This is a genomic window from Tardiphaga robiniae, from assembly GCF_013359755.1.
GTDB classification, from domain to species: domain Bacteria; phylum Pseudomonadota; class Alphaproteobacteria; order Rhizobiales; family Xanthobacteraceae; genus Tardiphaga; species Tardiphaga robiniae.
The window spans coordinates 1-23,453 of sequence record NZ_JABMCJ010000094.1 but is presented as its reverse complement, the minus strand read 5'-3'; the positions used below and the strand labels follow the sequence as shown (position 1 = coordinate 23,453).

22 protein-coding genes and 1 tRNA gene are annotated in these 23,453 nt (G+C 61.8%); 17 read left to right on the top strand and 6 right to left on the bottom strand.

All coding sequences use genetic code 11. The annotated features are described in order from the left end of the window. The first annotated feature begins 198 nt into the window (after positions 1-198). From HP556_RS26365 to HP556_RS26320, 10 genes are all read left to right on the top strand, one after another. A complete protein-coding gene (locus HP556_RS26365; RefSeq protein WP_089263509.1) occupies positions 199-2,013 on the top strand; it encodes a dipeptide ABC transporter ATP-binding protein in 1,815 nt (604 codons plus the stop codon). Between the two features lie 23 nt (positions 2,014-2,036). After that, positions 2,037-2,216 (top strand): AtzG-like protein, encoded by a 180-nt coding sequence (locus tag HP556_RS26360; protein ID WP_120288056.1) that lies wholly within the window; start codon positions 2,037-2,039, stop codon positions 2,214-2,216. Continuing rightward, positions 2,206-3,621, top strand: coding sequence for an AtzE family amidohydrolase (locus HP556_RS26355; protein WP_175369158.1), 1,416 nt, complete (start codon positions 2,206-2,208; stop codon positions 3,619-3,621). The genes HP556_RS26360 and HP556_RS26355 overlap by 11 nt, the downstream gene beginning before the upstream one ends. A gap of 1 nt (position 3,622) precedes the next feature. Next, a complete protein-coding gene (hpxZ, locus tag HP556_RS26350; protein ID WP_120287485.1) occupies positions 3,623-4,021 on the top strand; it encodes an oxalurate catabolism protein HpxZ in 399 nt (132 codons plus the stop codon). A gap of 11 nt (positions 4,022-4,032) precedes the next feature. Beyond that, the gene (locus tag HP556_RS26345; protein WP_420878729.1) at positions 4,033-4,758 is read left to right on the top strand and encodes a GntR family transcriptional regulator; all 726 of its coding nucleotides are present in this window, start codon (positions 4,033-4,035) and stop codon (positions 4,756-4,758) included. Between the two features lie 215 nt (positions 4,759-4,973). Further along, positions 4,974-6,428, top strand: coding sequence for an MFS transporter (locus HP556_RS26340; protein WP_175369593.1), 1,455 nt, complete (start codon positions 4,974-4,976; stop codon positions 6,426-6,428). A gap of 10 nt (positions 6,429-6,438) precedes the next feature. Next, positions 6,439-7,254 carry a trehalose-phosphatase gene (gene otsB / locus HP556_RS26335; RefSeq protein WP_175369592.1) on the top strand — a complete coding sequence of 272 codons (816 nt, stop codon included), beginning with the start codon at positions 6,439-6,441 and terminating at the stop codon, positions 7,252-7,254. A 156-nt stretch (positions 7,255-7,410) separates the two neighbouring features. Continuing rightward, the gene (locus HP556_RS26330; protein ID WP_175369157.1) at positions 7,411-8,883 is read left to right on the top strand and encodes a trehalose-6-phosphate synthase; all 1,473 of its coding nucleotides are present in this window, start codon (positions 7,411-7,413) and stop codon (positions 8,881-8,883) included. A gap of 221 nt (positions 8,884-9,104) precedes the next feature. After that, positions 9,105-9,194: transfer RNA gene (locus tag HP556_RS26325), tRNA-Ser, on the top strand. 275 nt (positions 9,195-9,469) lie between these two features. Then, entirely contained in the window at positions 9,470-10,411 is a 942-nt protein-coding gene (locus HP556_RS26320) for a DUF2778 domain-containing protein (protein ID WP_246297916.1), read from the top strand. Positions 10,412-10,701: 290 nt separating this feature from the next. On the opposite strand, the gene HP556_RS26315 is transcribed toward HP556_RS26320, so the two are convergent. The 3 genes from HP556_RS26315 to HP556_RS26305 form a co-directional block, all read right to left on the bottom strand. After that, positions 10,702-11,928 (bottom strand): alpha/beta fold hydrolase, encoded by a 1,227-nt coding sequence (locus tag HP556_RS26315; protein ID WP_175369156.1) that lies wholly within the window; start codon positions 11,926-11,928, stop codon positions 10,702-10,704. Between the two features lie 12 nt (positions 11,929-11,940). Continuing rightward, positions 11,941-12,831, bottom strand: coding sequence for an NAD(P)-binding domain-containing protein (locus HP556_RS26310; protein WP_175369155.1), 891 nt, complete (start codon positions 12,829-12,831; stop codon positions 11,941-11,943). A gap of 61 nt (positions 12,832-12,892) precedes the next feature. Beyond that, positions 12,893-13,576: a GntR family transcriptional regulator gene (locus HP556_RS26305; RefSeq protein ID WP_093757600.1), complete on the bottom strand. Its 684-nt coding sequence runs from the start codon at positions 13,574-13,576 to the stop codon at positions 12,893-12,895. A 114-nt stretch (positions 13,577-13,690) separates the two neighbouring features. On the opposite strand from HP556_RS26305, the gene HP556_RS26300 reads away from it, so the two are divergent. Genes HP556_RS26300 through HP556_RS26275 form a run of 6 tightly spaced genes read left to right on the top strand, consistent with a single transcriptional unit; the run spans position 13,691 to position 18,669 of the window. Further along, complete coding sequence (locus HP556_RS26300) at positions 13,691-14,914, top strand: ABC transporter substrate-binding protein (protein ID WP_175369154.1); 1,224 nt, start codon at positions 13,691-13,693, stop codon at positions 14,912-14,914. Positions 14,915-14,934: 20 nt separating this feature from the next. Further along, the gene (locus HP556_RS26295; RefSeq protein ID WP_175369153.1) at positions 14,935-15,795 is read left to right on the top strand and encodes an ABC transporter permease subunit; all 861 of its coding nucleotides are present in this window, start codon (positions 14,935-14,937) and stop codon (positions 15,793-15,795) included. Further along, entirely contained in the window at positions 15,792-16,763 is a 972-nt protein-coding gene (locus HP556_RS26290) for a branched-chain amino acid ABC transporter permease (RefSeq protein ID WP_175369152.1), read from the top strand. The genes HP556_RS26295 and HP556_RS26290 overlap by 4 nt, the downstream gene beginning before the upstream one ends. After that, positions 16,760-17,485 (top strand): ABC transporter ATP-binding protein, encoded by a 726-nt coding sequence (locus tag HP556_RS26285; RefSeq protein WP_175369151.1) that lies wholly within the window; start codon positions 16,760-16,762, stop codon positions 17,483-17,485. The genes HP556_RS26290 and HP556_RS26285 overlap by 4 nt, the downstream gene beginning before the upstream one ends. Beyond that, a complete protein-coding gene (locus tag HP556_RS26280) occupies positions 17,482-18,204 on the top strand; it encodes an ABC transporter ATP-binding protein (protein WP_068729680.1) in 723 nt (240 codons plus the stop codon). Before HP556_RS26285 ends, HP556_RS26280 begins: the two co-directional genes overlap by 4 nt. A 60-nt stretch (positions 18,205-18,264) precedes the next feature. Next, positions 18,265-18,669 (top strand): carboxymuconolactone decarboxylase family protein, encoded by a 405-nt coding sequence (locus HP556_RS26275; protein ID WP_170849614.1) that lies wholly within the window; start codon positions 18,265-18,267, stop codon positions 18,667-18,669. A gap of 185 nt (positions 18,670-18,854) precedes the next feature. Here the strand turns inward: HP556_RS26275 and HP556_RS26270 are convergent, their stop codons facing one another. Then, a complete protein-coding gene (locus tag HP556_RS26270) occupies positions 18,855-20,501 on the bottom strand; it encodes an amidohydrolase (protein ID WP_175369150.1) in 1,647 nt (548 codons plus the stop codon). A gap of 244 nt (positions 20,502-20,745) precedes the next feature. On the opposite strand from HP556_RS26270, the gene HP556_RS26265 reads away from it, so the two are divergent. Further along, complete coding sequence (locus HP556_RS26265; RefSeq protein ID WP_175369149.1) at positions 20,746-21,129, top strand: nitrile hydratase accessory protein; 384 nt, start codon at positions 20,746-20,748, stop codon at positions 21,127-21,129. 71 nt (positions 21,130-21,200) lie between these two features. Here the strand turns inward: HP556_RS26265 and HP556_RS26260 are convergent, their stop codons facing one another. Both HP556_RS26260 and HP556_RS26255 read right to left on the bottom strand, forming a co-directional pair. Further along, positions 21,201-22,403, bottom strand: coding sequence for a serine hydrolase domain-containing protein (locus HP556_RS26260; RefSeq protein WP_338117635.1), 1,203 nt, complete (start codon positions 22,401-22,403; stop codon positions 21,201-21,203). 196 nt (positions 22,404-22,599) lie between these two features. Further along, a complete protein-coding gene (locus HP556_RS26255; RefSeq protein WP_089263559.1) occupies positions 22,600-22,797 on the bottom strand; it encodes a hypothetical protein in 198 nt (65 codons plus the stop codon). Positions 22,798-23,453: the final 656 nt, after the last annotated feature.

The following is a 23,453-nucleotide window of genomic DNA, read 5'->3' as shown; positions in this document are numbered from 1 at the left end:
CTCCGCAGATCGCTTTCTTAACCTCTCCCCGCTCTGCGCGGGGAGAGGTCGACGCTCGCGTAGCGAGCGGCGGGTGAGGGGCAGGGCACCGACCTCGCCATCAACGCAGGTGTTTGCGGATCGCAAGAGCCCCTCACCCCAACCCTCTCCCCGCAAGGGCGGGGCGAGGGAGCCTACCGAGCACGTGGAGACATCGGCATGACCGCTCAACCGCTTCTCGACGTCAGCGACCTCACTGTCGAATTCGCCACGCGACGCGGCATCGTCAAGGCGGTGCAGCACGTCAATATCTCCGTCGCCAAGGGCGAAACTCTGGGCATCGTCGGCGAGTCCGGCTCCGGAAAATCCGTCACCTCCTATGCGGTGATGCGCATTCTCGATCGCGCCGGCAAGATCGCCGAAGGTTCGGTGATGTTTTCCGGCGTCGACATCAAGGGCGCAACCGAGAACCAGATGCGCGACCTGCGCGGCCGCGAAATCTCGATGATCTTTCAGAATCCGCGGGCGGCGCTCAACCCAATCCGCAAGGTTGGCGATCAGATCGAGGATGTGCTGCGCCAGCATGCGCAGGCCGGCAGCGCAGATCGTGCGGAGAAAGCCATCGAGGCGCTGGAGCAGGTCAAGATCGCACGTCCGCGCGAGCGCTATCACGCCTATCCGTTCGAACTCTCGGGCGGCATGTGCCAGCGCGTCGTGATCGCATTGGCGCTGGCCTGTAATCCGCAGCTCTTGATCGCTGACGAGCCGACTACCGGTCTCGACGTCACCACGCAGAAGGCGGTGATGGATCTCGTCGTCGAGCTTACCAAGAGTCGCGGCATGTCGACCATCCTGATCACTCATGATCTCGGTCTTGCCGCCGCCTATTGCGATCGCGTGGTGGTGATGGAAAAGGGCAGGGTGGTCGAGACGGCGCTGTCGGCGGATATCTTCGCCAATCCGAAACACGCCTATACGAAGAAGCTCATGCAGGCGACGCCCCGGCTTGGCGTCTCGCTGCGCGATCTGCTGCCGGCCGAAGAACGCGCGGCGATGCCGGTGCAGGCTCTTCTTACCTCTCCCCGCTTGCGGGGAGAGGTCGACGCGCGTAGCGCGTCGGGTGAGGGGGAGCCGGCGAGTGAATCTCTGATTCCCCCTCACCCCGACCCTCTCCCCGCAAGCGGGGAGAGGGAGCAGAAGCCCCTTCTCACCGTCGAAAATCTGGTCAAGGAATATGCCCGCCAGGGCGCGACGGCCTCACTCGCCAAACTGTTCTCGCGCAAGCCGCCGACAGAGCCGGACAAGTTTCGTGCTGTCGATGGCATCAGCTTTACGGTCGGCCATGGCGAGAGCGTCGGCCTTGTCGGCGAATCCGGCTGCGGCAAGTCCACGACGTCGATGATGGTGATGCGGCTGATCGACAAGACCTCGGGCCGCATCTCGTTCGATGGCGACGAGATCGGCGAGATTGCGCCGAACTCTTTTGCGCGGCTGCCGCTGCGCAAGAGCATCCAGATGGTGTTTCAGGATCCCACGGACAGCCTGAATCCTCGTTTCACGGCGGCGCGGGCCATCGCCGATCCGATCATGCAGCTCGGTGATATCAAGGGCTCCGATGCATTGCGTGCAAAATGCGAAGACCTCGCGCGACAGGTGGGGTTGCCGCTCGAGTTGCTTGATCGCTTTCCGCACCAGATGTCCGGCGGCCAGAAGGCGCGTGTCGGCATTGCGCGGGCCATCGCGCTGCAGCCGAAGCTGATCATCCTGGATGAGCCGACCGCTGCGCTCGACGTCTCCGTCCAGGCGGTGGTGCTGAACCTGTTGCAGGACCTGAAACAGTCGATGGGGATGAGCTATTTGTTCGTATCGCACGATTTGAATGTGGTGCGTTTGCTGTGCGATCGTGTCATCGTGATGCGCACGGGGCGGATCGTCGAGCAGGGCCTGACCGAGGCCGTGCTGGATGCGCCGCAAGATGCTTATACGAAGGAACTGCTGTCGGCGATCCCGCATCCGCCGCTGCCGGTTCACTGATACGAATGATCGAGAGAGGGACCGTGGCCGAACCGCTTGATGACTATATCGACGCTGTCGCCGGGGCGTTGGGACTGCCGATTGAAGACGCGTGGAAGCCGTCCGTCCGTGCCAATCTCGCGGTGACGCTGAAAATGGCTAAAATGGTCGACGAATTTTCGCTGCCAGATGAAACCGAGCCGGCGAGCATCTATGCAGCTTGATCCCGTTATCACCCCCGAAGGCGATTGGCGCCCGGCCTCCGACATCGCCCAGGCGGTTGCCGCGAAGAAAATCTCGGCGCTCGCTGTCACCGAAGCTGCGCTGGCGCGGATCGCGCAGCACAATCCGCTCCTGAACGCATTCACCGATGTCACTGCCGAGCGCGCACGTGCAACGGCCAAGGCGCTTGATGCCGCGATTGCCGCCGGTCAAAGCGTCGGCCCGCTAGCAGGCGTGCCGTTTGCGGTGAAGAACCTGTTCGATGTCACCGGCCTGCCGACCCGCGCCGGTTCCAGGATCAATCGCGATCGTTCGACCTCGACCCGCGATGCGACACTGGTCGAACGCATGGAAGCCGCGGGCGCCATATTGGTCGGCGCGCTCAATATGGGCGAATATGCCTATGATTTTACGGGCGAGAATATTCATGACGGGCCGTCGCGGAATCCGCATGACGTGACCCGGATGACCGGCGGCTCATCGGGCGGTTCCGGCGGCGCCGTCGGCGGCAGTCTCGTGCCGCTTGCCTTGGGGTCGGACACCAACGGATCGATCCGCGTGCCGTCGTCGTTTTGCGGTATCTTCGGCCTGAAGCCGACTTACGGCCGGCTGTCGCGGGCGCGCTCGTTTCCGTTTGTCGCGAGCTTCGATCATCTCGGCCCGTTCGCACGATCGGTCGAGGACCTCGCGCTGTCCTACGACGCCATGCAGGGACCCGACGCCGAGGATGCGGCGTGTTCAACCCGCGCCATCGAGCCGGTGACGGCGCTGCTCGGACAGGATATCGGCTCTCTCCGCATCGCTGCGGCCGGCGGATACTTCCGCAAGAACCTGTTTCCGGAGGCCCAGGAGGCGGTTGCGCGTGTCACGAAGGCGCTCGGCGTCACACGCGACATCGAGCTGCCCGAGGTCGCCCGCGCGCGTTCGGCGGCCTATGTCATCTCGACCGTTGAAGGCGCCTCGCTGCATCTGGATCGCTTGCGCACACGTCCCAATGATTTCGATCCGGCAGTGCGTGACCGGTTGCTGGCCGGCGCCATGGTGCCGGCGCCGCTGGTCGATCGGGCGCAGAAATTCCGTCGCTGGTACCGCGCGAAGGTGCTCGAACTGTTCAAGGACGTCGATGTGATCATCGCGCCGGCGACGCCTTGCATCGCGCCGAAACTGGGGCAGGCGACTTTCGTGCTCGACGGCGTCGAACTGCCAGTGCGGGCCAATATCGGCATCCATACCCAGCCGATCTCTTTCATCGGTCTGCCCGTGGTCGCCGTCCCCGTGCCGCTCGATCCGATGCCGATCGGTGTGCAGATCATTGCGGCGCCGTGGCGGGAAGACATCGCGCTGCGCGTCGCTTATGCTCTGGAGCGGGCCGGCGTCGTTGCCGCGCCGCGCGCAAAAGGGTTCTGACATGGAAATCGATCTGCCGGACGTCATCGCCGAAGTGGGCGCCGCCTTCGCACGTTATGAGAAGGCACTGACGACCAACGACACGGCGGTGCTCGGCGAGTTGTTTCGCAACGATCCGCGGACGCTCCGTTACGGCATGGGCGAAAACCTCTACGGCTATGACGAGATCCAGGCCTTTCGCGGCGCACGCTCGCCGGTCGGATTGATGCGCCGCACTGCGCGCACGGTAATTTCCGCCTATGGCCGCGACACTGCGGTCGCCTCGACGCTATTTTATCGCGACACGGCTCCGGGTAAGGTCGGTCGACAGATGCAGACGTGGATCCGCTTTCCGGAAGGCTGGCGAATCGTGGCGGCGTCTGTCAGCCTGATCGACGAACCGCAGGGCGCCAAGGGATGAGTTTCGACGACATGCTGATCCAGCCGGGGAAGCCGCGCCGCAAGGCGGGCATCGCCGGGCCGGTCAGCCGGGTTGACCGTGCCGGGACTATCACCGGCAAGATGACGCGCGCCGAAGAACTCCGCCTGCAACTGGCCGACGAGATCGTGCGCGGCGTGCTGCCCCCCGGTACCTCACTCGACGAAACCGATCTGGCACAGCGTTTCAATGTTTCGCGCACGCCGGTCCGCGAGGCGCTGCGTCAGCTCACGGCCAGCGGCCTTGTCGACTCGCGCGCGCATCGCGGCGCCGTCGTGGCGCAGCCGTCGATCGATCGCCTCACCGGCATGTTCGAGGCGATGGCCGAGCTCGAAGCGATATGTGCCGGCCTCGCGGCCGAGCGGATGCCGGCCGTGCAACGTCACGGGCTGGAGGCCATCCACGAAGAGCTGCGGGTGCTGAGCTATGACGGCAATCCGGATCGCTTCCACGAAGTGAACGAGCGTTTTCACAACGCGATCTATGCGGGCTCGCAGAACGAATATATCGCCGAGATCACGCTTGCGACCCGGGTTCGGGTGCAGCCGTTCCGGCGCGCACAATTTCGCAATCTCGGCCGTCTTGCCAAGTCGCAGGCTGAGCACGACCGCGTCGTCGTCGCCATCATGCGCGGCGATCGCAATGGCGCCGCGGCGGCGATGCGCGCCCATATCGAGCTGGTACGCGGCGAATACGAGCATTACGCCGTTTCGCTCTAGGTCCCAATTCCCCCCGCATAAAATGGGAACCAACGCGTTCTTCGTGGGTTGTTTCGCGGAGAATGTAACCCTCTGGCGCTGAATGACCCGTCACCGCAAGGTTTCGGGCTTTTCGCGTTGATGTCGATTTCCGCTTGTCCGTGGGGTAGCGAGCAAATGCTCAGGAGCAAGGCGGCATGGCTTATCTGAGCAGCGCGGATATCGCGGCTTCGCCGATGCCGAGCCAGACGTCAGCTTCTGACTCGGATCGTATCATCGAAACCGATATTCCCGCGCGCCTGGATGCGCTGCGCTGGAGTGGCTTTCACACACGGGTTGTCCTGGCGCTCGGTATCACATGGATACTCGACGGCCTTGAGGTGACCCTGGCGGGGGCGCTATCCGGCGCGCTGAAGGAAGATCCTGCGTTGAAGTTTTCGAACCTCGATGTCGGCTTTGCCAACAGCGCTTATCTTGCAGGCGCTGTGATCGGCGCGCTGGGCTTCGGCTGGCTGACGGACCGCATCGGCCGGAAGAAACTGTTCTTCATTACGCTCGCGCTTTATCTCACGGCGACTGCCGCGACAGCGCTGTCATGGAATCTTGCCAGCTATGCCGCGTTTCGCTTCCTGACGGGCGCCGGCATTGGCGGCGAATATACCGCGATTAATTCGACGATTCAGGAGCTGGTGCCGGCGCGCTATCGCGGCTGGACCGATCTGGTGATCAACGGAAGTTTCTGGCTGGGCGCTGCAATGGGCGCCGTTTGCGCCATCGTTTTGCTGGACCCCGCAGTGATTTCGCAAGCCTATGGCTGGCGGCTGGCCTATTTCACCGGTGCTATTCTGGGTCTCATCGTGCTGTTCATGCGGATGTGGATTCCGGAAAGCCCGCGATGGCTGATGATCCACGGTCAGCCGCAGCGCGCCGAAGAGATCGTGGCTGAGATCGAAATCTCCGCGCATCAGAAGGCCAAGCCGTCGGTTCTGGCCGCGCTGCCGAAGATCAGGCTGACGATGCGCGATCATACGCCGCTGAAGGAAGTCGCGCAGACACTGTTCGTGCTGTATCGGCAGCGGTCGCTGGTCGGACTCGTGCTGATGGCGTCGCAGGCGTTTTTCTACAACGCGATCTTCTTCACCTATGCGCTGGTACTGACGGATTTCTTCGGTATCCCGTCCAACCATGTCGGCTGGTATATCCTGCCGTTTGCCGCAGGCAATTTTCTTGGACCGCTGCTGCTCGGCCGGCTGTTCGATACGCTTGGGCGTCGCGTCATGATTGCGGTTACCTATGGCATGTCGGGCATCTTGCTTGCGATCTCCGGCTATCTGTTCTCGATCGATGTGTTGAGTGCACAGACCCAGACCATCGCCTGGATGATCATCTTCTTCTTTGCGTCGCCGGCGGCGAGTGCGGCCTATCTCACCGTCAGTGAGACGTTCCCGATCGAGGTGCGCGCATTGGCGATCGCTGTCTTCTACGCGATCGGCACCGGGATCGGCGGCGTTGCCGGCCCGGCGCTGTTTGGCGTGCTGATCGATACCGGGTCGCGCAATAGCGTGTTTGCCGGCTACCTGTTTGGCGCTGTTCTGATGATCGTGGCTGCGATTGTCGGCTGGCGCTATGCCATCGCGGCGGAACGCCAGCCGCTTGAATCAGTTGCACGGCCGCTGGCCGTGGTGGAGTAACTTCATGAACATGTCTCAGAAAATTATCGAAATTCCTGTCGACGATGCGCCGCATTCCGAAGAGGTGCTGTATCCGGGTGCGGAATTGCCGCGGCTTAGCGAATGTGCGCTGCTGCTCGATATCGACGGTACGCTGCTCGATCTGGCGCCGACGCCGCGTGAAGTGTGGGTGCCGCCGGATCTGGCGACGTCCATGGGCAAACTGCTGCAGCGCACGAATGGCGCCATGGCGCTTGTCTCAGGTCGCTCGATCAACGACATCGATCTGATTTTCGCGCCGATGCAATTCCCGGCGGTCGGCGGCCACGGCGCTGAAATGCGACTATCGGCAGAGAATGAATCGGTCGCGTCAGGCGCGCCGCCGATGGACAAGGAATTGAAGCGTCGCCTTGCTGCCATTGCAAAGTTGAGCCCGGGCATTCTGCTCGAGGACAAGGGCTATGCGCTCGCGCTGCATTACCGTCTCGCGCCGCATGCGGAGAAGGCGATCTATGATGCGGTCTCCGCGATCCGTGCCGATCTGCCGAATGCGCCGATCGAAGTGCTGCCCGGCAAGGCTGTCTGCGAGATCAAGCCGGCTGGTGTGACCAAGGCGACGGGCGTGATCGAATTGATGACGCATGAGCCGTTCAGCGGGCGCCGTCCGATCTTCATCGGCGATGATGTCACCGATGAATCGGTATTTGCGATCATGCCCGGCATGAATGGTCTCGCATTCTCCGTCGGTCGCCGTGCGCAAGGCGTATCGGGTCACTTCGACGAGCCGCGCGATGTGCGCGCATGGCTCGCGCGCTTGCTGATCGACGATGCAGCGAAATCGAAGTGATTCATCTCATGTCTTGATACCGATGCAGATGGAACTCACTGAAAGGTGAGTTCCATCGTCGCGTGCCCGAATTTGGTTTCAATTGGGTCGAATGGTGACGAGGAACCATATTGATGAACGGACGTTTATCGATGTGTGCAATCAGGAGGGGACCCTGTGAATCTCGTCGTAGTCTCAAACCGAGTATCGCGCGCTTCGGCGAATGAGCCGATGACCGGCGGTCTGGCAGCAGCCTTGCTGCCCGTGGTGGAGAAATCTGGCGCGATTTGGGTGGGTTCCAGCGGCCGCGTGCGCGACGGCGCGCAAAAGGAACCGTTTGCCGAAATTGAGGCGCTGGGCGCCGGTGCGCTGGCAATGCTCGATCTGCCTGCCGCGCATTACGGTGGCTATTACGAAGGCTTCGCCAATTCAGCGCTTTGGCCTGCGCTGCACTCCCGTACCGACCTGATCTGCACGTCGCACGATGATTATCAGTCGTATCGCGAAGTGAATTCGTTCTTCGCGCGCGCGCTGCTGCGGTTCCGCAAGCCCGATACCGCGTTCTGGATTCAGGATTACCATTTCCTTGCGCTCGGCGCAGAATTGCGCGCGCTTGGCGTGACGCATCCGCTGGGTTTTTTCCTGCATACGCCGTGGCCGGCACGCGATATTTTTGGCGGCGTGCCGCATCATCGCGAACTGGTCGAGGCAATGCTCGCTTATGATCTGATCGGCTTCCAGACCGAAGGTGATCGCGACAACTTCCTGTCTTATGTCGATAGCGAGCTCGGTCTGGACACGACGGGTGGTGTGGTGATGTCGCGTTACGGCGTGTCGCGCTGTGCGGTATTTCCGATCGGCATCGATCCCGCGAAGTTTGCTGCGCATGCCGCCAAGGCGGCGTCGCATCCAGATGTGTCGCGGCTGCGCCGCAGCCTGAACGGCGAGAAACTCGCCATCGGCGTCGATCGCGTCGATTACTCCAAGGGCCTCGTCAATCGTCTCGATGCATTCGATCGCATGCTGACGCGGCAGCCGCAGCTCAAGCGCTCGGTCTCGTTGTTGCAGATCGCGACGCTGTCGCGCGGCACGATCGAGGCCTATGGCGATCTGCAGAACCAGCTTGCGAAGCTGGTGAGCGATATTAACGGGCGTCACGGCGAAGTTGACTGGACGCCGATCCGCTATCTCAACAAGGGCTTCAGCCAGACCGTGCTCGCTGGCCTCTATCGCACCGCGCAGGTCGGCCTGGTGACGCCGCTGCATGACGGCATGAATCTGGTCGCCAAGGAATATGTCGCTGCGCAGAACCCGGTCGATCCCGGTGTGCTGGTGCTGTCGAAATATGCCGGCGCCGCCAACGAGCTCGATACGGCCCTGCTGGTCAATCCGCATGATGTGGACGGCATGGCGCGCACCATCGCGACCGCATTTTCGATGCCGTTGCTGGAGCGCCGCATGCGCTGGGAAGCCATGATGGCGAAGCTGCGCGCCGGCACCATTCAGGACTGGTTCGCCGATTTCGTCGAGGCGCTTCAGCAGGCCCATGTCGCCAATGACAAGACGCCGGTGGAAACGCTGCCGGTTGAGCCGGCCGTACTCTGGCCGGTCCAATCGCTGGGTGCTGGGGTCGGTAGCCGGTTCCACTGAGCCGCGGCGCCAGCCAGGCGAAATGGGGGGGGCCGCGGCGCGCTGGCGCGGGGATTGCTGTGCCGACGCATCGCAAGCCGATTCGCCGCTCGCCAGGGCCAGCAGGCGGCGCCAAGGCTCCCCCGAATTCCCTATATCCTTCAATAATTTGAGAAAAACCGCCGGGCCGGGCCGGCGGTCCCTTGCAAATCTCGCTCCGGCCCGTCATGAGAAGGCGCGCCGGAGAGATGGCCGAGTGGCTTAAGGCGCACGCTTGGAAAGCGTGTGTGCGGGAAACCGTACCGTGGGTTCGAATCCCACTCTCTCCGCCAGCACCCCTCCTAACCATCTGATCCATTGCGAGCCGGCCGTCGTCCTTCCGCGTCCCGCGCGCGGTAACAGGATGACGCCTGCGTCGATGGCCAGGTTTTTAAGGAGCCTGTATCGGCAGGCCGGATTGGAAAAGGAATCTCTCGCTCTGGGAGACGGACCTTCCTGAATGGCGCAAAGTCTGGCAAGGCCAAAATGGCCTAATACGTCAGGCTCGTTGGCTTGATTTGAGCCTGAATCATTGGGTAGCCTTTTTGCGTCGTGTCCGGGGCATCAATTGCGTAGATCTCGAATTGTTATCGCTGCTGCGTCTGTCGGAGCCCTCGCTGCGGCCCTGACGTTATGCGCGTATGTTCGAGAGCCTCAAAATGTACTGAGCTTCTTTAAGGCCAAAAATCCAAGTAGTCCCCAGCTCGACGACGTCTCGTTCGTTCAGCGTTTTCCACAAGCGTTTGATTTTGAAGTGTCGGCTTCTAATGTCGAATTGGAAGTTCAGCGGGCTAAGTCGCAGCTCGCGCAAGCAATGCGATCGCAGCCAGTGCTTCCCGCCGACAGTTCGCTCGGAATCTCGGCGGTGAATGGAAAAGTGCCGCTACCGAGAGTCCGACCGTCAGCGGCCAATTTGATTGCTGTGTCTCTGCCCGATCAAGCGTCAACACCGTCTGATCCTTTGTCCAACGTGAGCGCAGCACTTAAAAAAGTCTTCGCGATGCTACAGCCGTCTGAAACTGTTTTGGCATCTGCGTCACCCGAGGGTGGAATCTCCGGTGACGGAAAGGACAGTGCACCTCCAACGTTGGCGGAAACGCGGACGGCACTTTACGACATTTCCGCGCGCACCGTTTACATGCCCGACGGAACGAGGCTCGAGGCTCACTCCGGACTTGGCGATCTGATGGACGATCCAGCGCAAGTCCATGTCCATGATCGAGGCGCGACGCCACCGCAGATATATGAACTGAGCAAGCGAGAGAAGCCGTTTCACGGCGTTGAAGCATTGAGAATGAAGCCGGTGGGTCAAGGTGATCTGTTTGGCCGCGCCGGATTGCTTACGCACAGCTACCTGATGGGACCAAAGGGAGATTCGAACGGTTGCGTATCGTTCAAGGACTACGCAACGTTCTTGCAGGCCTACAAGGCAGGCGCCGTGAAGAGATTGATCGTCGTACCGAGCCTGGCCGATCCGACCGTCATGGTGGCACAAAAAACGTCGATGTAGCCGTGTCTGTGAATACTCAGATATCGCGCCGGCTTAAGATTGATCTTCAGAACTAATTTTCGCCCAGATTTAGATTGGTAGTATGCCAACGCCGAATCGGGGGATTCGCATATGACACCCAGTGACTACGCGCGAATGGCGAAAAATTGCGCTGAGCGAGCTGACGCCTTGGAGCCCGGCCCGAAGAGAGACGAGTTGCTTAAGAAAGCACAGCAGTTTCGGTTTTACGCGAAGGTCGAAAATTGGGTGGCGTCACCGGGGCTGCAGCCGCCGGATTGATTTCCGCGAAGTCAAAGCGGCAAACTCCGCAGTGCCTGGAAGACGGGACCCAGATAGTCCAGCATTTTCGGCGGATTCTCTGTCATCGGAAAATGCCCGAGCTCCGGCATCTCTGTCACCACGGCGCCCTCGATCCATTCGGCGAGCGCGTAGGCATCGCTCACGGTGGCGGAGAAGTCGTAGTGACCGATCAGGAGATATACGGGGATCTTGTGGCCATCGATGAGCTTGGCGGTCTGCTCGCCGTCGAACTCGTCCGAATAGAAAGCCAGATCGCCGTCATAGATGCCCGGCGCACCCTGCGAATAGATCCAGGCAGCGCGTCGGCGATCCTCAGTGGGGCTGGACGGGCTCATCAATCCGCGCACATAGGCTGCCGAATGCCAGCCGCCATTGACGCGTGCATGCGTGAGATACTCGTTCCGACGGCCGCGTGGGCGCACAGGCGCTTCGAGCGCGATCACGGCTTTAACGAGATCAGGTCGCTCTGCGGCGAGCGCCATGGCGATGCCGGCGCCCATCGAGCAGCCCATCACCACAACGGGTTCACCGATCGCCTGTTCGATAAAGCTCGCGCACCAGTCCAGATAGGTCGGCTGATCGAGCTGATAGATGCTGCCATCCCAGCCGATGGGCGGCATCGAGCGGCCGTGATGCGGCATGTCGAAGCCGATCAGGCGCCAGTCGCGCCCGAGTTCGGGATCGCACATCACGCCGTGAAACTGCCGCGTATCCGCTCCGGCTGTGTGGAGGCACAGCACTGGCCTGCCGGTGCCCGTGGCCTCTGAATAGATTTCGGCAATCTGTCCGCCGGCGCTGTGCACGCGGTGATAGCGGCCCTCAAGGCGCGTGAGATCGACTTCGACCCCATGCGCGGCCGGCGTCGTCAGATTCGCGAATACGGCCTCGAGAAATGCGCGGGCCTGCGCAACAACCAGCGCATCGCCGGTCACGGTGAAGCTGGTGTTGCGCAGTTGGATCGATGAAAACGAATGATAGGTCGGCGGCGGGCAGGGCGCCAGCACCTTCAGCCATGCTGTGGCTGGTCCAGATAGCGCGATATCCGGCGCATTGCTGGGTATACTGACAACCGGCTGGTTGTTGCGACAAGCGATCGCGACGGCGGTCTCATCGATCCCAAACTGAATTTCAAGATCCAGTCCGCGCGCAAAAGACTGCACCTCCGGCGCGGCAATCGCGACCGCAAGTCGATTGCGAAGCTCGTCGATCAGGCCCATGCCCAACGTTACCTACTTCCTGGCAGTGAGATAGCGGCCAATCTCGACATGGTCGGCCGACGGTCCGAGTTTCTCCAGTGCAGCATCCCACAATGCAGCGACTTCGTCTGCCAGCGGCGCGCTGACGCCGATCTGGTGTGCGAGCTCGTCGGCGGTGCGGATATCTTTCGCCATCAAGGCCAGCCCAAATCCCGATGTGTATTTCTCGGGAATGATGAACTGCTTGAGCTTGTTTTCGGTCGAATTGTTGCGCCCGGTGGAGGCATTCAACACGTCGACGAGGACATTCGGATCGATGCCGAACTTTCCACCGATGGCAACGGCTTCGGCGGCAGCGGCGAGGCCTGCTGCCGAGACGTAGTTGTTCAATGCCTTGGCGGCGTGACCGGAGCCGAGCGGACCGGTGCGGAACACCGACTTGCCTATGGCATTCAGCATGGGATCGGCGCGATCGATGGTCTTGCCGTCGCCGCCGGCCATGATCGCCAGCGTGCCGTCGACGGCGCGTTTCACGCCGCCCGACACCGGTGCGTCGATGAAAGCAAGGCCTGCCGCGATCAGTTCTTCGCCGAGCGCGCGCGTGCCCATCGGAGCGGAGGAGCTCATATCGATCACCACCGTGCCCGGCGCGAGCTTCGCCTTGAAGCCTTCCACGGCCGCGCGCACGATCTTGCCATCTGGCAGCAGCGTGATGACCGCGGCTGCGTCCTTAACGGCTTCATCGACGGTCGCAGCTGACGTGCCGCCGGCTTCGGCATATTTGGCGCGGGCTTCTGCAAACGTATCGAAGCCAACCACCTGATAGCCTGCGCGCGCAATGCATGCGGCCATGGGGCGTCCCATATTGCCGAGGCCGATGACGGCGATCTTGGCGGGCGGATTGATGGCGGCTGAATTCGACACGGGCGTTCCTCTTCAAGTTCTTATTTTATGCGATATCTGGCGCGGCAGGTGATCGCGCTTGTCAGGGATTATCGCGCCGCAACGCTTCCAGCGCTATCGCGGCGGCATTCTTGATGTGCTGGACGCAAGCCTGCTCGGCGCCATCTTCGTCGCCGGCCTCGATCGCCACAAGGATGGTCTCGATTTCGGCAAGACTGCGGCCGATGCGATTGGACTGGGTCATCGATGTCATGCGCAGTACCGTGACGCGGTTCAGCAGCATCTTCAGAAAGCGTTCGACGAAAACATTGCCGCAGCCTTCGAGCAGCGCAGCATAGAATTCAGTCTTGGCGGCCAACAGGTCGCTGCGGTCTTCCTGACCGGCAACGGCGCCCATCTGGACGAACTGTTTGCGCAACCGTCCGATAATCTCCGGATCGCGCAGCCGCGCACATTCGCGGCCGGCATAACCCTCCAGCAGCGCACGCAGATCGTAGAGCTGTTCGGCTTCCTCGACGCTGATGGTGCTGACGATCGGGCCGCGATGCGGGATCGTGGTGACGAGGCCCTCTGCCTCTAGTTGCCGGAGCGCCTCGCGGATCGAGGTGCGGCCGACGCCGACCTGTTCGCACAGCTCACGCTCGATCAGCCGCTGGCCAGGCTTGAACAGCCCGCTACCGATTGCAGAGCGTAGTCGATTTTCAACCAGCAGTCGCAGGCTGGTCGATTCCCGCGAGACATTCAGGTCCGATTCGATCTTTGCCATGCGTCAAGTTGACCGCCTATCAGACAATCTGTCAAGCAGCTTGACCGCTCGTCTGTTTTATGTCGAATTGCCGACGAAGCCGCAAAGGCCGTTCTGCATTCGGAGAAAACGCCCATGTCCAAGACAACCTCCCATCGTGGTGGCCTGAGCCGACGTTCGCTGCTCGCCGGAACCGCGTCTCTGCTGGCCAGCCCGATGATTGTTTCGTCGGCACGCGCGCAGGCGAAGCCGGTCAATATCGGCGTGATCATGCCGCTGTCGGGCGCCAATGCGCAGTTCGGCATCAATTCGCGCAACGGCATCGAGCTGGTCGCCGATGAGATCAACGCAGCCGGCGGCATCAAGGCGCTCGGCGGTGCCAAGATCAATCTGATCGTGGCGGACGCGACCTCGACGCCGACCACCGCGGGCACCGTCGCGCAGCGCCTCATCACCCAGAACGAAGTGACCGCGATCCTCGGCGCATTCGCGTCATCGCTGACCATTGCGATTTCGGAAGTCACGGAGCGTCGCGACATTCCGCTGCTCACCATGTCCTTCGCCGACCAGATCACCGGTCGCGGCTTCAAGAACATCTTCCAGATCGTCGCCAAGGCATCTGCGCTCGGCAAGGCGCAGCTCGACTACACGCTGGCGATTGCGCAGGCATCCGGCGCCAAGATCGACAAGATCGCGATCATGTATGAAGACACTGCCTATGGCACTGCGCAGGCGGCCGGCCTTCGTGCCGCTGCCAAGGCAGCCAATATCGACATAGCGATGGACGATGCCTATCCGCTGGGGATCACCGACACCACGCCGTTGATCAACAAACTGCGTGCGTCCGGTGCCCAGGCCGTCTTCCCGGTGTCCTATCTCAACGACAGCCTGCTGCTGATCCGCACCATGCGCCAGCAGCGCATCACGATCCCGGCCATCGGTGGTGCTGCCGGTTATGTCATTCCGGATTTCGAGAAGGGCCTCGGCGAATTCGCCGAGAACGTGTTGTCGATCGCGCCTGCCAATTACGATCTCGCGCCGGATCTCACCGAGCGTTTCCGCAAGCGCTTTGGCTACTTCATGGTGCATGAGGCGTTGGAACACGCCGTCGCGCTCGACGTGCTGGTGCAGGCGATCGAGAAGGCGAAGTCGGCCAGGGCCGAGGATGTCACCATGGCGCTGCGCGGCGCGAAGTTCACCGGTGGCTGGACCAAGGCGATGACCGGCGGCGCCGTCGAATTCGACAGCACCGGCCTCAATACCCTGTCCGTTCCCGTCATGGCGCAATGGCGCAACAAGGAGCTCGTCACGGTCTGGCCGAAGGACGTCGCCAAGGGCACTGCGGTCTGGAAATCCTGACGAACTGAAGAAAGATCGCAGTGTCATTTCTACAAGCAATAATCGATGGGTTGTTGGTGGGCGGCGTCTACGCCGTCATCTCCATCGGCTTGACGCTGGTTTATGGCGTGATGGGCATCGTGAATTTCGCGCAGGCGGAATTCCTGATGATCGGCATGTTCGTGTCCTGGTTCGCTTGGGCCTATCTCGGCCTTGATCCGGTGCTGGCCGCGCCGCTGTCCTTCGCGGTGGCGTTCGGCATCGGCTGGCTGGTGCAGGGGCAGTTGATCGCGCGTGTGTTGAAGGCGCCCTCGGTGGCGCAGATCTTCCTCACCGTTGGTCTGTTGATCGTGATCGAAAATGGATCGCTGCTGCTGTTCGGCTCGCAGTTTCGTTCGGTGACCACGTCCTACCAGATCATGTCGCTGTCGCTCGGCGCGCTGTTCATCAGCGTGCCGTATCTGATTGCCTTCGGCATGTCGCTGGCCTGCGGTCTGGCCCTGTGGTGGTTCATGCGCACGAGCTGGTTCGGCCGGGCGATGCGCGCGACGGCGCAGAACCCGATGGCTGCGCAGCTGATGGGGATCGATACGGCATTGATGTACAAGATCGCCTTCGCACTCGGCGTCGGCCTCACGGCCTTCGGCGGCGCGGTGATCCTGCCTTATGTCACTGTCTTCCCCGGGGTCGGTGGCCAGTTCGTCGTGCTGATGTTCACCGTCGTTGTGCTCGGTGGTCTCGGCAGCGTTGCGGGTGCCGTCGTTGGCGGGCTCGCGGTGGGCGTCATTCAGGCATTGTCCTCGCTGTTCTTTCCGATCCAGTTGCAGAACCTCATTCTGTTCATCGTCTTTATCTTCGTGCTCGCGGTGAGGCCGCAAGGCCTCGTGGGAGCATCCCGATGAAACGCTGGATCGCAATTCTGGCTGTGATCGCCATTGCGGCTGTGTTGCCGCTGCTGCTCAGCCCGACCGGATACTGGATCCGCGTGCTCACCTTCACGCTGCTATTCGCAGCGATGGCGCAGGTCTGGAACATCATCGGCGGTCTGGCCAATCAGACGTCGCTCGGCCACGCAGCTTTCTTCGGCATCGGCGCCTATACATCCACCATCCTGGTGCTGAAATTCGGCATCAGCCCGTGGATCGGCATGTTTGCCGGCGGCTTTCTCGGTGGCGTTGCGGCACTGATCATTGCCGTCCCGACTATGCGATTGCAGGGACACTACTTTGCGTTGGCCACGCTGGCGTTCGGCGAGGTGATGCGCGTCATCGCCAATGTCTGGACGTCGCTCACCGGCGGGCCGGTCGGCCTCTCGGTGCCGTTCGTGCCGCCCAGCATCGCGGCCTATTCGTTCAAGCAGCTGCTGCCGCATGCCTATATCGCGCTGATTGCCCTGATCATCGTGACGGTCATCTTCGAGGCGATCCGGCGCAGTGCCATGGGTTATCGGCTGCGCGCCATCAAGGAAAATCCGGCTGCTGCGGAAGTGATCGGCATCGACACCACCAAGGTGAAGCTGCAGACTGCGGTGATCTCCGGCGTGCTGATGGCCATGCTGGGCACGCTTTATGCACAGGTCGCGGTGTTCTTCGATCCGGATACGGTGTTCAGCGCCGCGTCCATCTCCATTCGTGTCGCGTTGATCGCTATTCTGGGCGGCGTCGGTACGGCGATCGGTCCGATCCTCGGCGCATTGTTCATCATCCCCGTGGAGGAGCTGATGAACGATCTGTTCTCGTCGGGCGCGGCGGGCCTGTCGCAACTGATCTTCGGCGTCATTCTGATCGCCGTCATTCTGTGGCGTCCACGGGGCTTCATCACCGTGTTCGATTCGCTGATGGCGCGCTTCTCGAGCAAGGCACGCTCATGACCATTCTCGATGTGCGTGGCATCTCGCGTCGCTTCGGCGGGCTTCAGGCGCTGTCCGACGTGACATTCTCGGTGCCGAAAGGACAGATCGTCGGCCTGATCGGGCCCAACGGTGCCGGCAAGACGACGTTCTTCAGTACGCTGGTCGGCCTCATTCGCCCGGACAGTGGCTCGATCCAGCTCGACGGCACCAGCGTCGTTGGCCAGAAGCCGCACAAGGTCGCGGCGCTCGGCATGACCAAGACGTTCCAGAACGTGGCGCTGTTTGCCGAAAGTTCGGTGCTCGACAACGTGCTCACCGCAGGCCTGTTGCGCCACGATGTAGAGACTGCGCGCAAGGAGGCGTTGATCTGCCTCGACCGCGTCGGGCTCAAATCCGTTGCTCACAAGCTTGCCGGCAATCTCTCATTCCCCGAGCGTGCGCGCGTCGAACTGGCACGCGCATTGTGCACCGGCCCCAAAGTACTGCTGCTCGATGAGGTGATGGCGGCGCTCAACCCGGTTGAGATGCAGGAGATCATGAACCTGATCCGCTCGCTGCGCGACGACGGCATCACGCTGCTGGTTGTCGAGCATCATATGCGCGCAATCATGACGATCTGCGATCGCATCCTGGTGCTGAACTTCGGTCGCCTTCTGGCCGATGGCACGCCGGAGCAGGTGGCGAACGATCCGGTGGTGGTGGAAGCCTATCTCGGCCGTTCGATGGAGGCCCACAAATGAGTGCGTCTCAGCCATTGCTCGAGATCAAGGGCCTCAATGCCGGTTACGGCGAGATCGAAGTCCTGCACGGCATCGATCTACAGATGTTCGAAGGCGAGTTCGTCTGCATCATCGGCGCCAATACCGCCGGCAAGAGCACGATCCTGCGCGCGATCTCGCGCTTGGTGCCGCATGTCACCGGCACGTTGCGTTTTGCAGGCAATGATCTGTCGAGCCGCGCCTCGCATGACATCCCCACGCTGGGCATCGCGCATGTTCCCGAAGGGCGCCATGTGTTTTCGGATATGATGGTGGAAGAAAACCTGATGCTCGGTGCCTTCACCGCGCGCCATGCCAAGGATCTGTCGTCGCGCATGGAAGGCATCTTCGAACTGTTCCCGCGTCTGCGAGAGCGGCGCGGCCAGTTGGCCGGCACGCTCTCGGGCGGTGAGCAGCAGATGGTCGCTGTCGGGCGCGCGCTGATGCTGCAGCCGAAGCTGTTGCTGCTGGATGAGCCGAGCCACGGTCTGGCGCCGAAGGTCGTCGAGGAGATGCACGACGCCTTCACCAAGATCCACAGTCGAGGAACCTCGATATTGCTGGTCGAGCAGAATGTCGGACTGGCGCTCGACGTCGCGACACGCGGCTATGTGCTGGAAAGCGGTCGCATCGCACTGCAGGGCACGTCTGCAGAATTAAATGAAAATCCTGCCGTTCGCGCGGCCTATCTCGGCATATGATCGAGGCAGACGGGCGAACGACGTCGAACCCTTAGCAATCGCAAACGGAAGGACTACAATATGAGCTACGATCAGAACATCACACTCGGCGGAATGTTCGACATCGGTCTTGCCGCGCGGCGCGAAGTTCTCGGCGCGGCCTATGTCGACAAGTCGATGCAGTCGACCAATGACTTCATGATGTCGTTCCAGCACATCACCACCGAATGGTGTTGGGGCTATGCGTGGAATCGTCCGGGCCTCGATCGCAAGACCCGCAGCATGCTGAACCTCGCAATGCTGACGGCGCTGAACCGCGCGCCGGAAATCAAGCTGCATACCCGCGGTGCGATCACCAATGGCGTCACTGTCGACGAGATCAAGGAAGTGCTGCTGCACGCCACGGTCTATTGCGGCATCCCGGCCGGCCTCGATGCGTTCAAGGCCGCCAATGAAGTGCTCAAGGAAATGGGTAAGGTGGAGTAAGCCGCCGGCAGAGCGCTAGCCGCTTGAGGCGTCCTTGCTGCTCCTGTTGGAGTGCGGCTCGGATGCCTCAAGCGTTCTGATGCGATATGGTTGACCGTTGAATATTTGGATCGGAAAGTCCGCAGTCGAGATTGGATATTGGAGCAGCGGGTATAGACCGCGTGCTGCCTTATCTCGCGCGCTCTCTATTCCGCCGCGACCGCGACCTGACCCAGCCTGTCGAAGACGACGTCGCCACCGAGAATGGTGAGGTCGCAGCGGGTGTCTTTCTCGACTTCCTCGGGCGCACAGGTGAAGACATCGTGGCTGAGCACGGCGATATCTGCGAGCTGGCCCGGCACCAGACGGCCCATGCGATCTTCGGCGAATTGCGTATAGGCGCCGAAATAGGTGTAGGCGTGGATCGCTTCCGCCATCGACAGCTTCTGTCCTTCGCCCAGCAATGTATGGCGGTTGGACATGCGCGTCGTCATCGTGAACAGGTTCTTGAACGGATCGGTGGTGGAGACCGGTGCGTCCGAACTCGCTGCCGGATGCAGGCCGGCGTCGAACCACTTGCGCATGGGATAGGCGACATCGGTGCGCGCCTGGCCGAGATTGGTGATGTAGAGATCGCCGAATTCATACATGAAGACCGGCTGCGGGACCGGATCGATGCCCGAGGCGGCCATGCGTGCGATCTGGCTGTCGCTCAGGAAGCCGCAATGCTCGATGCGGTGGCGCCGGCCGAGGATCGGGTTCTCCGCCGTACCTGCCTTCTCGATCCCTGACAGCACTTGCTCGATGGCGGCGTCGCCGATGGCGTGGATCGCGAGCTGGTAGCCGAGGTCGTGATAATGCGCGAGATAGTCGTGCATTTCCTTGTCGGTGTAGCAGAAGATGCCGCGGTTATCGGGATCGCCAACCAGATAGGGCTCGGACATCGCAGCGGTGAGGCCGCCGGCGCTGCCGTCACCGAACACTTTCATTGCACCATAGCGGAGCATGCCGACTTCGCGGCCGAAGCGATAACCTGCAGCATGGGCCTGATCGCCGATGCCGTCGGTGTTGCCGTAGATACAGACCCAGGTGCGGATCGGCAGCGTGTTCGATTTCGCAAGATGCTCGTAGGCATCGATCTCATCCATGCCCGCGGCCATGCCGACCGCGGCATCCATCACGCTGGTGAAGCCTTGCTCGAGCATGAACCGGCTGGCGCGGTCGATCGCATCGCGCAGGCGTTCGGCGCTGGGCTTCGGCGCGGCGTCGACGATCAGGCGCAGCGCGCGTTCGGCGAGCAGGCCGGTCAGCTTGTTGTCGCGGCGTTCGATCATGCCGCCATCGGGCTGCGGCGTGTTGTGGCCGATGCCGGCCGCGCGCATCGCCTGTGTGTTGATCACGGCGACATGGCCGCAGGTGCGCTTGAGATAGACCGGATTGTTCGGCGCGACCTGATCGAGCTCTTCCGCGGTGGGATGACGCTTTTCCGCGAGCTCGTAATGGTCATAGCCGCGGCCATTAATCCATTCGCCGGGCTTGGCGGTCTTCGCCTTCTCGGCGACGCGGCGCAGGATTTCGCCGATCGAGTTAGCGCCGGTCTCCGGCCGCAGATTGATCTCGGTCATGGTCAGGCCGAGCGGCAACAAATGCATATGGGCGTCGTTCAGGCCCGGGATGGCGGTGCGGCCGGCGAGTTCGATGATGCGCGTATCCGGTCCGGCAAGCTCGGCGATTGTCTGGGCCGAACCTGTCGCCAGCACGCGTCCCGATGCGATCGCGATGGCTTCGACAAAGCCCTCGTTGAGACCACAGAACACACGTCCTCCGGTCAGGATGAGGCTTGGCTTTTCCATCTTAAGTCTACCTTTTATTCACGGGATCGAGTGCAGCGACGGGTACGCCAAAATTATTCAGCGGAGCAAGATCGCAGATTGTGCAGTGTGAGCCTGCAGACGGGGCAACGCGCCGCATATCGCGCTTTATGTTGGAGTTTTTCTCGCAGGTCAGGAATTAGACACCTGCCATGCGCGTCACGCAGCGACATTTGCGTGAGGCGCGCGTCGGTGTAGGATTCGCCTGATGTCTGGAGCCGGTGTGATGACGACCAATACTCAAGCTGCAACCCGTGCGACGGCCGAAATCCCGAGCATCCCCTGTGACGCCGAGGGTCCGGTGTTTCGCGAGCCGTGGGAGGCCCAGGCCTTTGCCATGGCCGTGACGCTGCATGAGCGCGGCGTGTTCACCTGGACGGAATGGGCTGCGGCGCTGGCTGCCGAGATCAAGCGCGCCCAGGCGGGCGGCGATGCCGACACCGGCGAGACCTATTACCGGCACTGGCTGGCGACGCTGGAAAACCTGATCGCCGAAAAGGGTGTGACGACGGCGGATGCGCTGCATCGCTACCGCGATGCCTGGGACCACGCCGCCGATCGCACGCCGCATGGCCAGCCGATCGAACTGACCCCGGCGGATTTTCACTAGTCACATGTGAGCGTGGCTTCGCACCGCTGTCTCCACGTCATGGCCGGGACAAGCCCGGGCATGACGGAGATTTACTTCAGCGCCTTCACCACCGCATTGAAGAACGCATTGTCCGCCACCGCCGGATTCACCATCGTCGGTGGCTTCGACCGCGCGCTCAGCACCGCGCAGATCACGCGATGCTTGGGATTGATATACATCAGTTGCCCGAATATCCCGCGTGCGGTGAAAGCGCCGTCATCGAGCGAGCCGTCCGCGCCCGGTACGATCCACCACATATAGCCGTAATCGACGCGCTGGCCGTTGATCTCACACGCGGCGCCGGCCGCACGCATCCAGCCTTCCGGCAGCACGCGCTCTCCATCAATCACGCCGTCATCGAGAATGAAACGGCCGAAGCGTGCATAGTCGCGCAGGGTGGCAAACATCCCGCTGCCGGCGACTTCCAGTCCGCCCGGTGCTTCCAGCCACCAGCATCCATCGGCCTCCATGCCGAGTCTGGACCAGATCTTCTCCGAGAGATAATCGCTCAGCCATTTGCCGGTGGCCGCCTTCACCAGCGCGCCGACAACATGGGTATCGCCGGTCGAATAGGTCCATTGCGTGCCGGGCGTCGCGGCGCGCGGACGCTCCGCCATGTAGCGCATGATGGCGCCGGGCTGCTGGGCCACCTGCAATTCGAGCAGCTTGCGGCGTTCGGACTGTGCGTCGGTCTGATCGTCGCTCCAGCGCACACCTGACGTCATCTGCATCAGCGTCTTCACGCTGACGCCCTCATAGGCGGTGCCGGAAAATTCGGGAAGATAAGTCACCAGCGGATCGTCGACGCTCTTGATGTACCCGTCCTGGATGGCAGCGCCGATCAGTGTGGTGCTGAAGGATTTCGCCATCGACATCGACAGCCAGCGTGTCGATGCCTCGATACCGAGATCGTAATGTTCGAGCAGAACCTCGTCGTCCTTCATCACCAGAATTCCGGCGACGCGGTTGCGCGAAACATAGTCGTAGATGTCGTAACTCGCGCCATTGGAGACGATCGGAAAGTCAGGCAGCGTGTGCTTGCTATAGATCAGTGGCCGCACCGGTGCGCCCGCCTTGATGGTGCGCGTCGCGAAATTCATCTCGGGCGTGACGAAGGTCCGCAGATGATCGATAGGCATCGATCGGCCGGCATAGGAATTGATGATCGCGTCGGTTGCAGTTTGGGGGCTCGTCGCGGAAGCCTGACGAATGGTGCTGTTGGCTTCGCCTGCACCCGGCGCCACATCTGTCACAGTCAAAGGTCTGTCCTGCATCTTCGGGCGCGTCGATGCGCTCAAGGATTTACTATGGCAGGGCAGAAGGGCTGTCGAGGGTGCCAAGGTTGAAACGCGCGGTGCGCCGGCATCACCGGCGCATGTCGCTGATCCCGGGATCAGCGGCACATCACGCTGATTTAAGTCAAACCGGTCCGGTGTCCTGATGCGATAATCAGCGAACCGCCGTCGTGTTCGAACTGGTGAGCGCGGTCGGCTGACCGGCCTTGATGACGCGGGCCGTCTGGGTGCCGTCGCTGGTGCCCGTGCGGGCGGCAATGCCGAAACCTGCAACCGCGATGCCGGCAACCAGGGCGACAACGACGATCTTCAGATGCGTGCTGCGGTCTGCGCTGTGGATCGAGTGGTTCATGGCGGCCTCCTGCCGTCTACGCGGCTACTTATTGCATGGAGGTGTAGTCCCGGCCGGTTTCCAGCCGATGGCGTCCGTGTAGAAAATTGTTTCGTGGAAGCGGAGATTTGTTTCGTCGCGTAGCCGGATACTTACGAATGCAGCGGTTTTGGCGCCTTTGGCGGTATTCGCGTCATACGTATTGTTCGATGCCGGGGAGTCCCGACCCACGCTCGTCATTCCGGGGCAGGACGGACCGCGAAGCGGACCGGACTGAGCCCGGAATCTCGGTGTGTTTTGCTGAACATGCTGGGATTTCGGGTTCACGTGCGCGAAGGCGCGCCCGTGCCCCGGAATGACAGCTTGGGGCGGCGAGACAGTTTTCAGATATTTTTCCTATCTTCCATTGACAACACCCCTGTATGGATTATATTCTCCATCGTCCGGCCCCGATGAGAGGGGCGAGCGCGATCGTCACGTTCGCGGGGCTGGATGCGGTGGACGCCGGAGATGCGGCGTTACGCGGTTCATGGGGGACGTCTGTCTTCGGGCAGGACGGATCTGCGCCAGCACTGCCACTGGCAAGGAGACGGCCGGCCTTGGGATCGACAGACCCCTGGACAGTGTGACGGACGACCAAGTCAAAACGCGTTCGGCTTACTCGCTTGAGGCTCCCT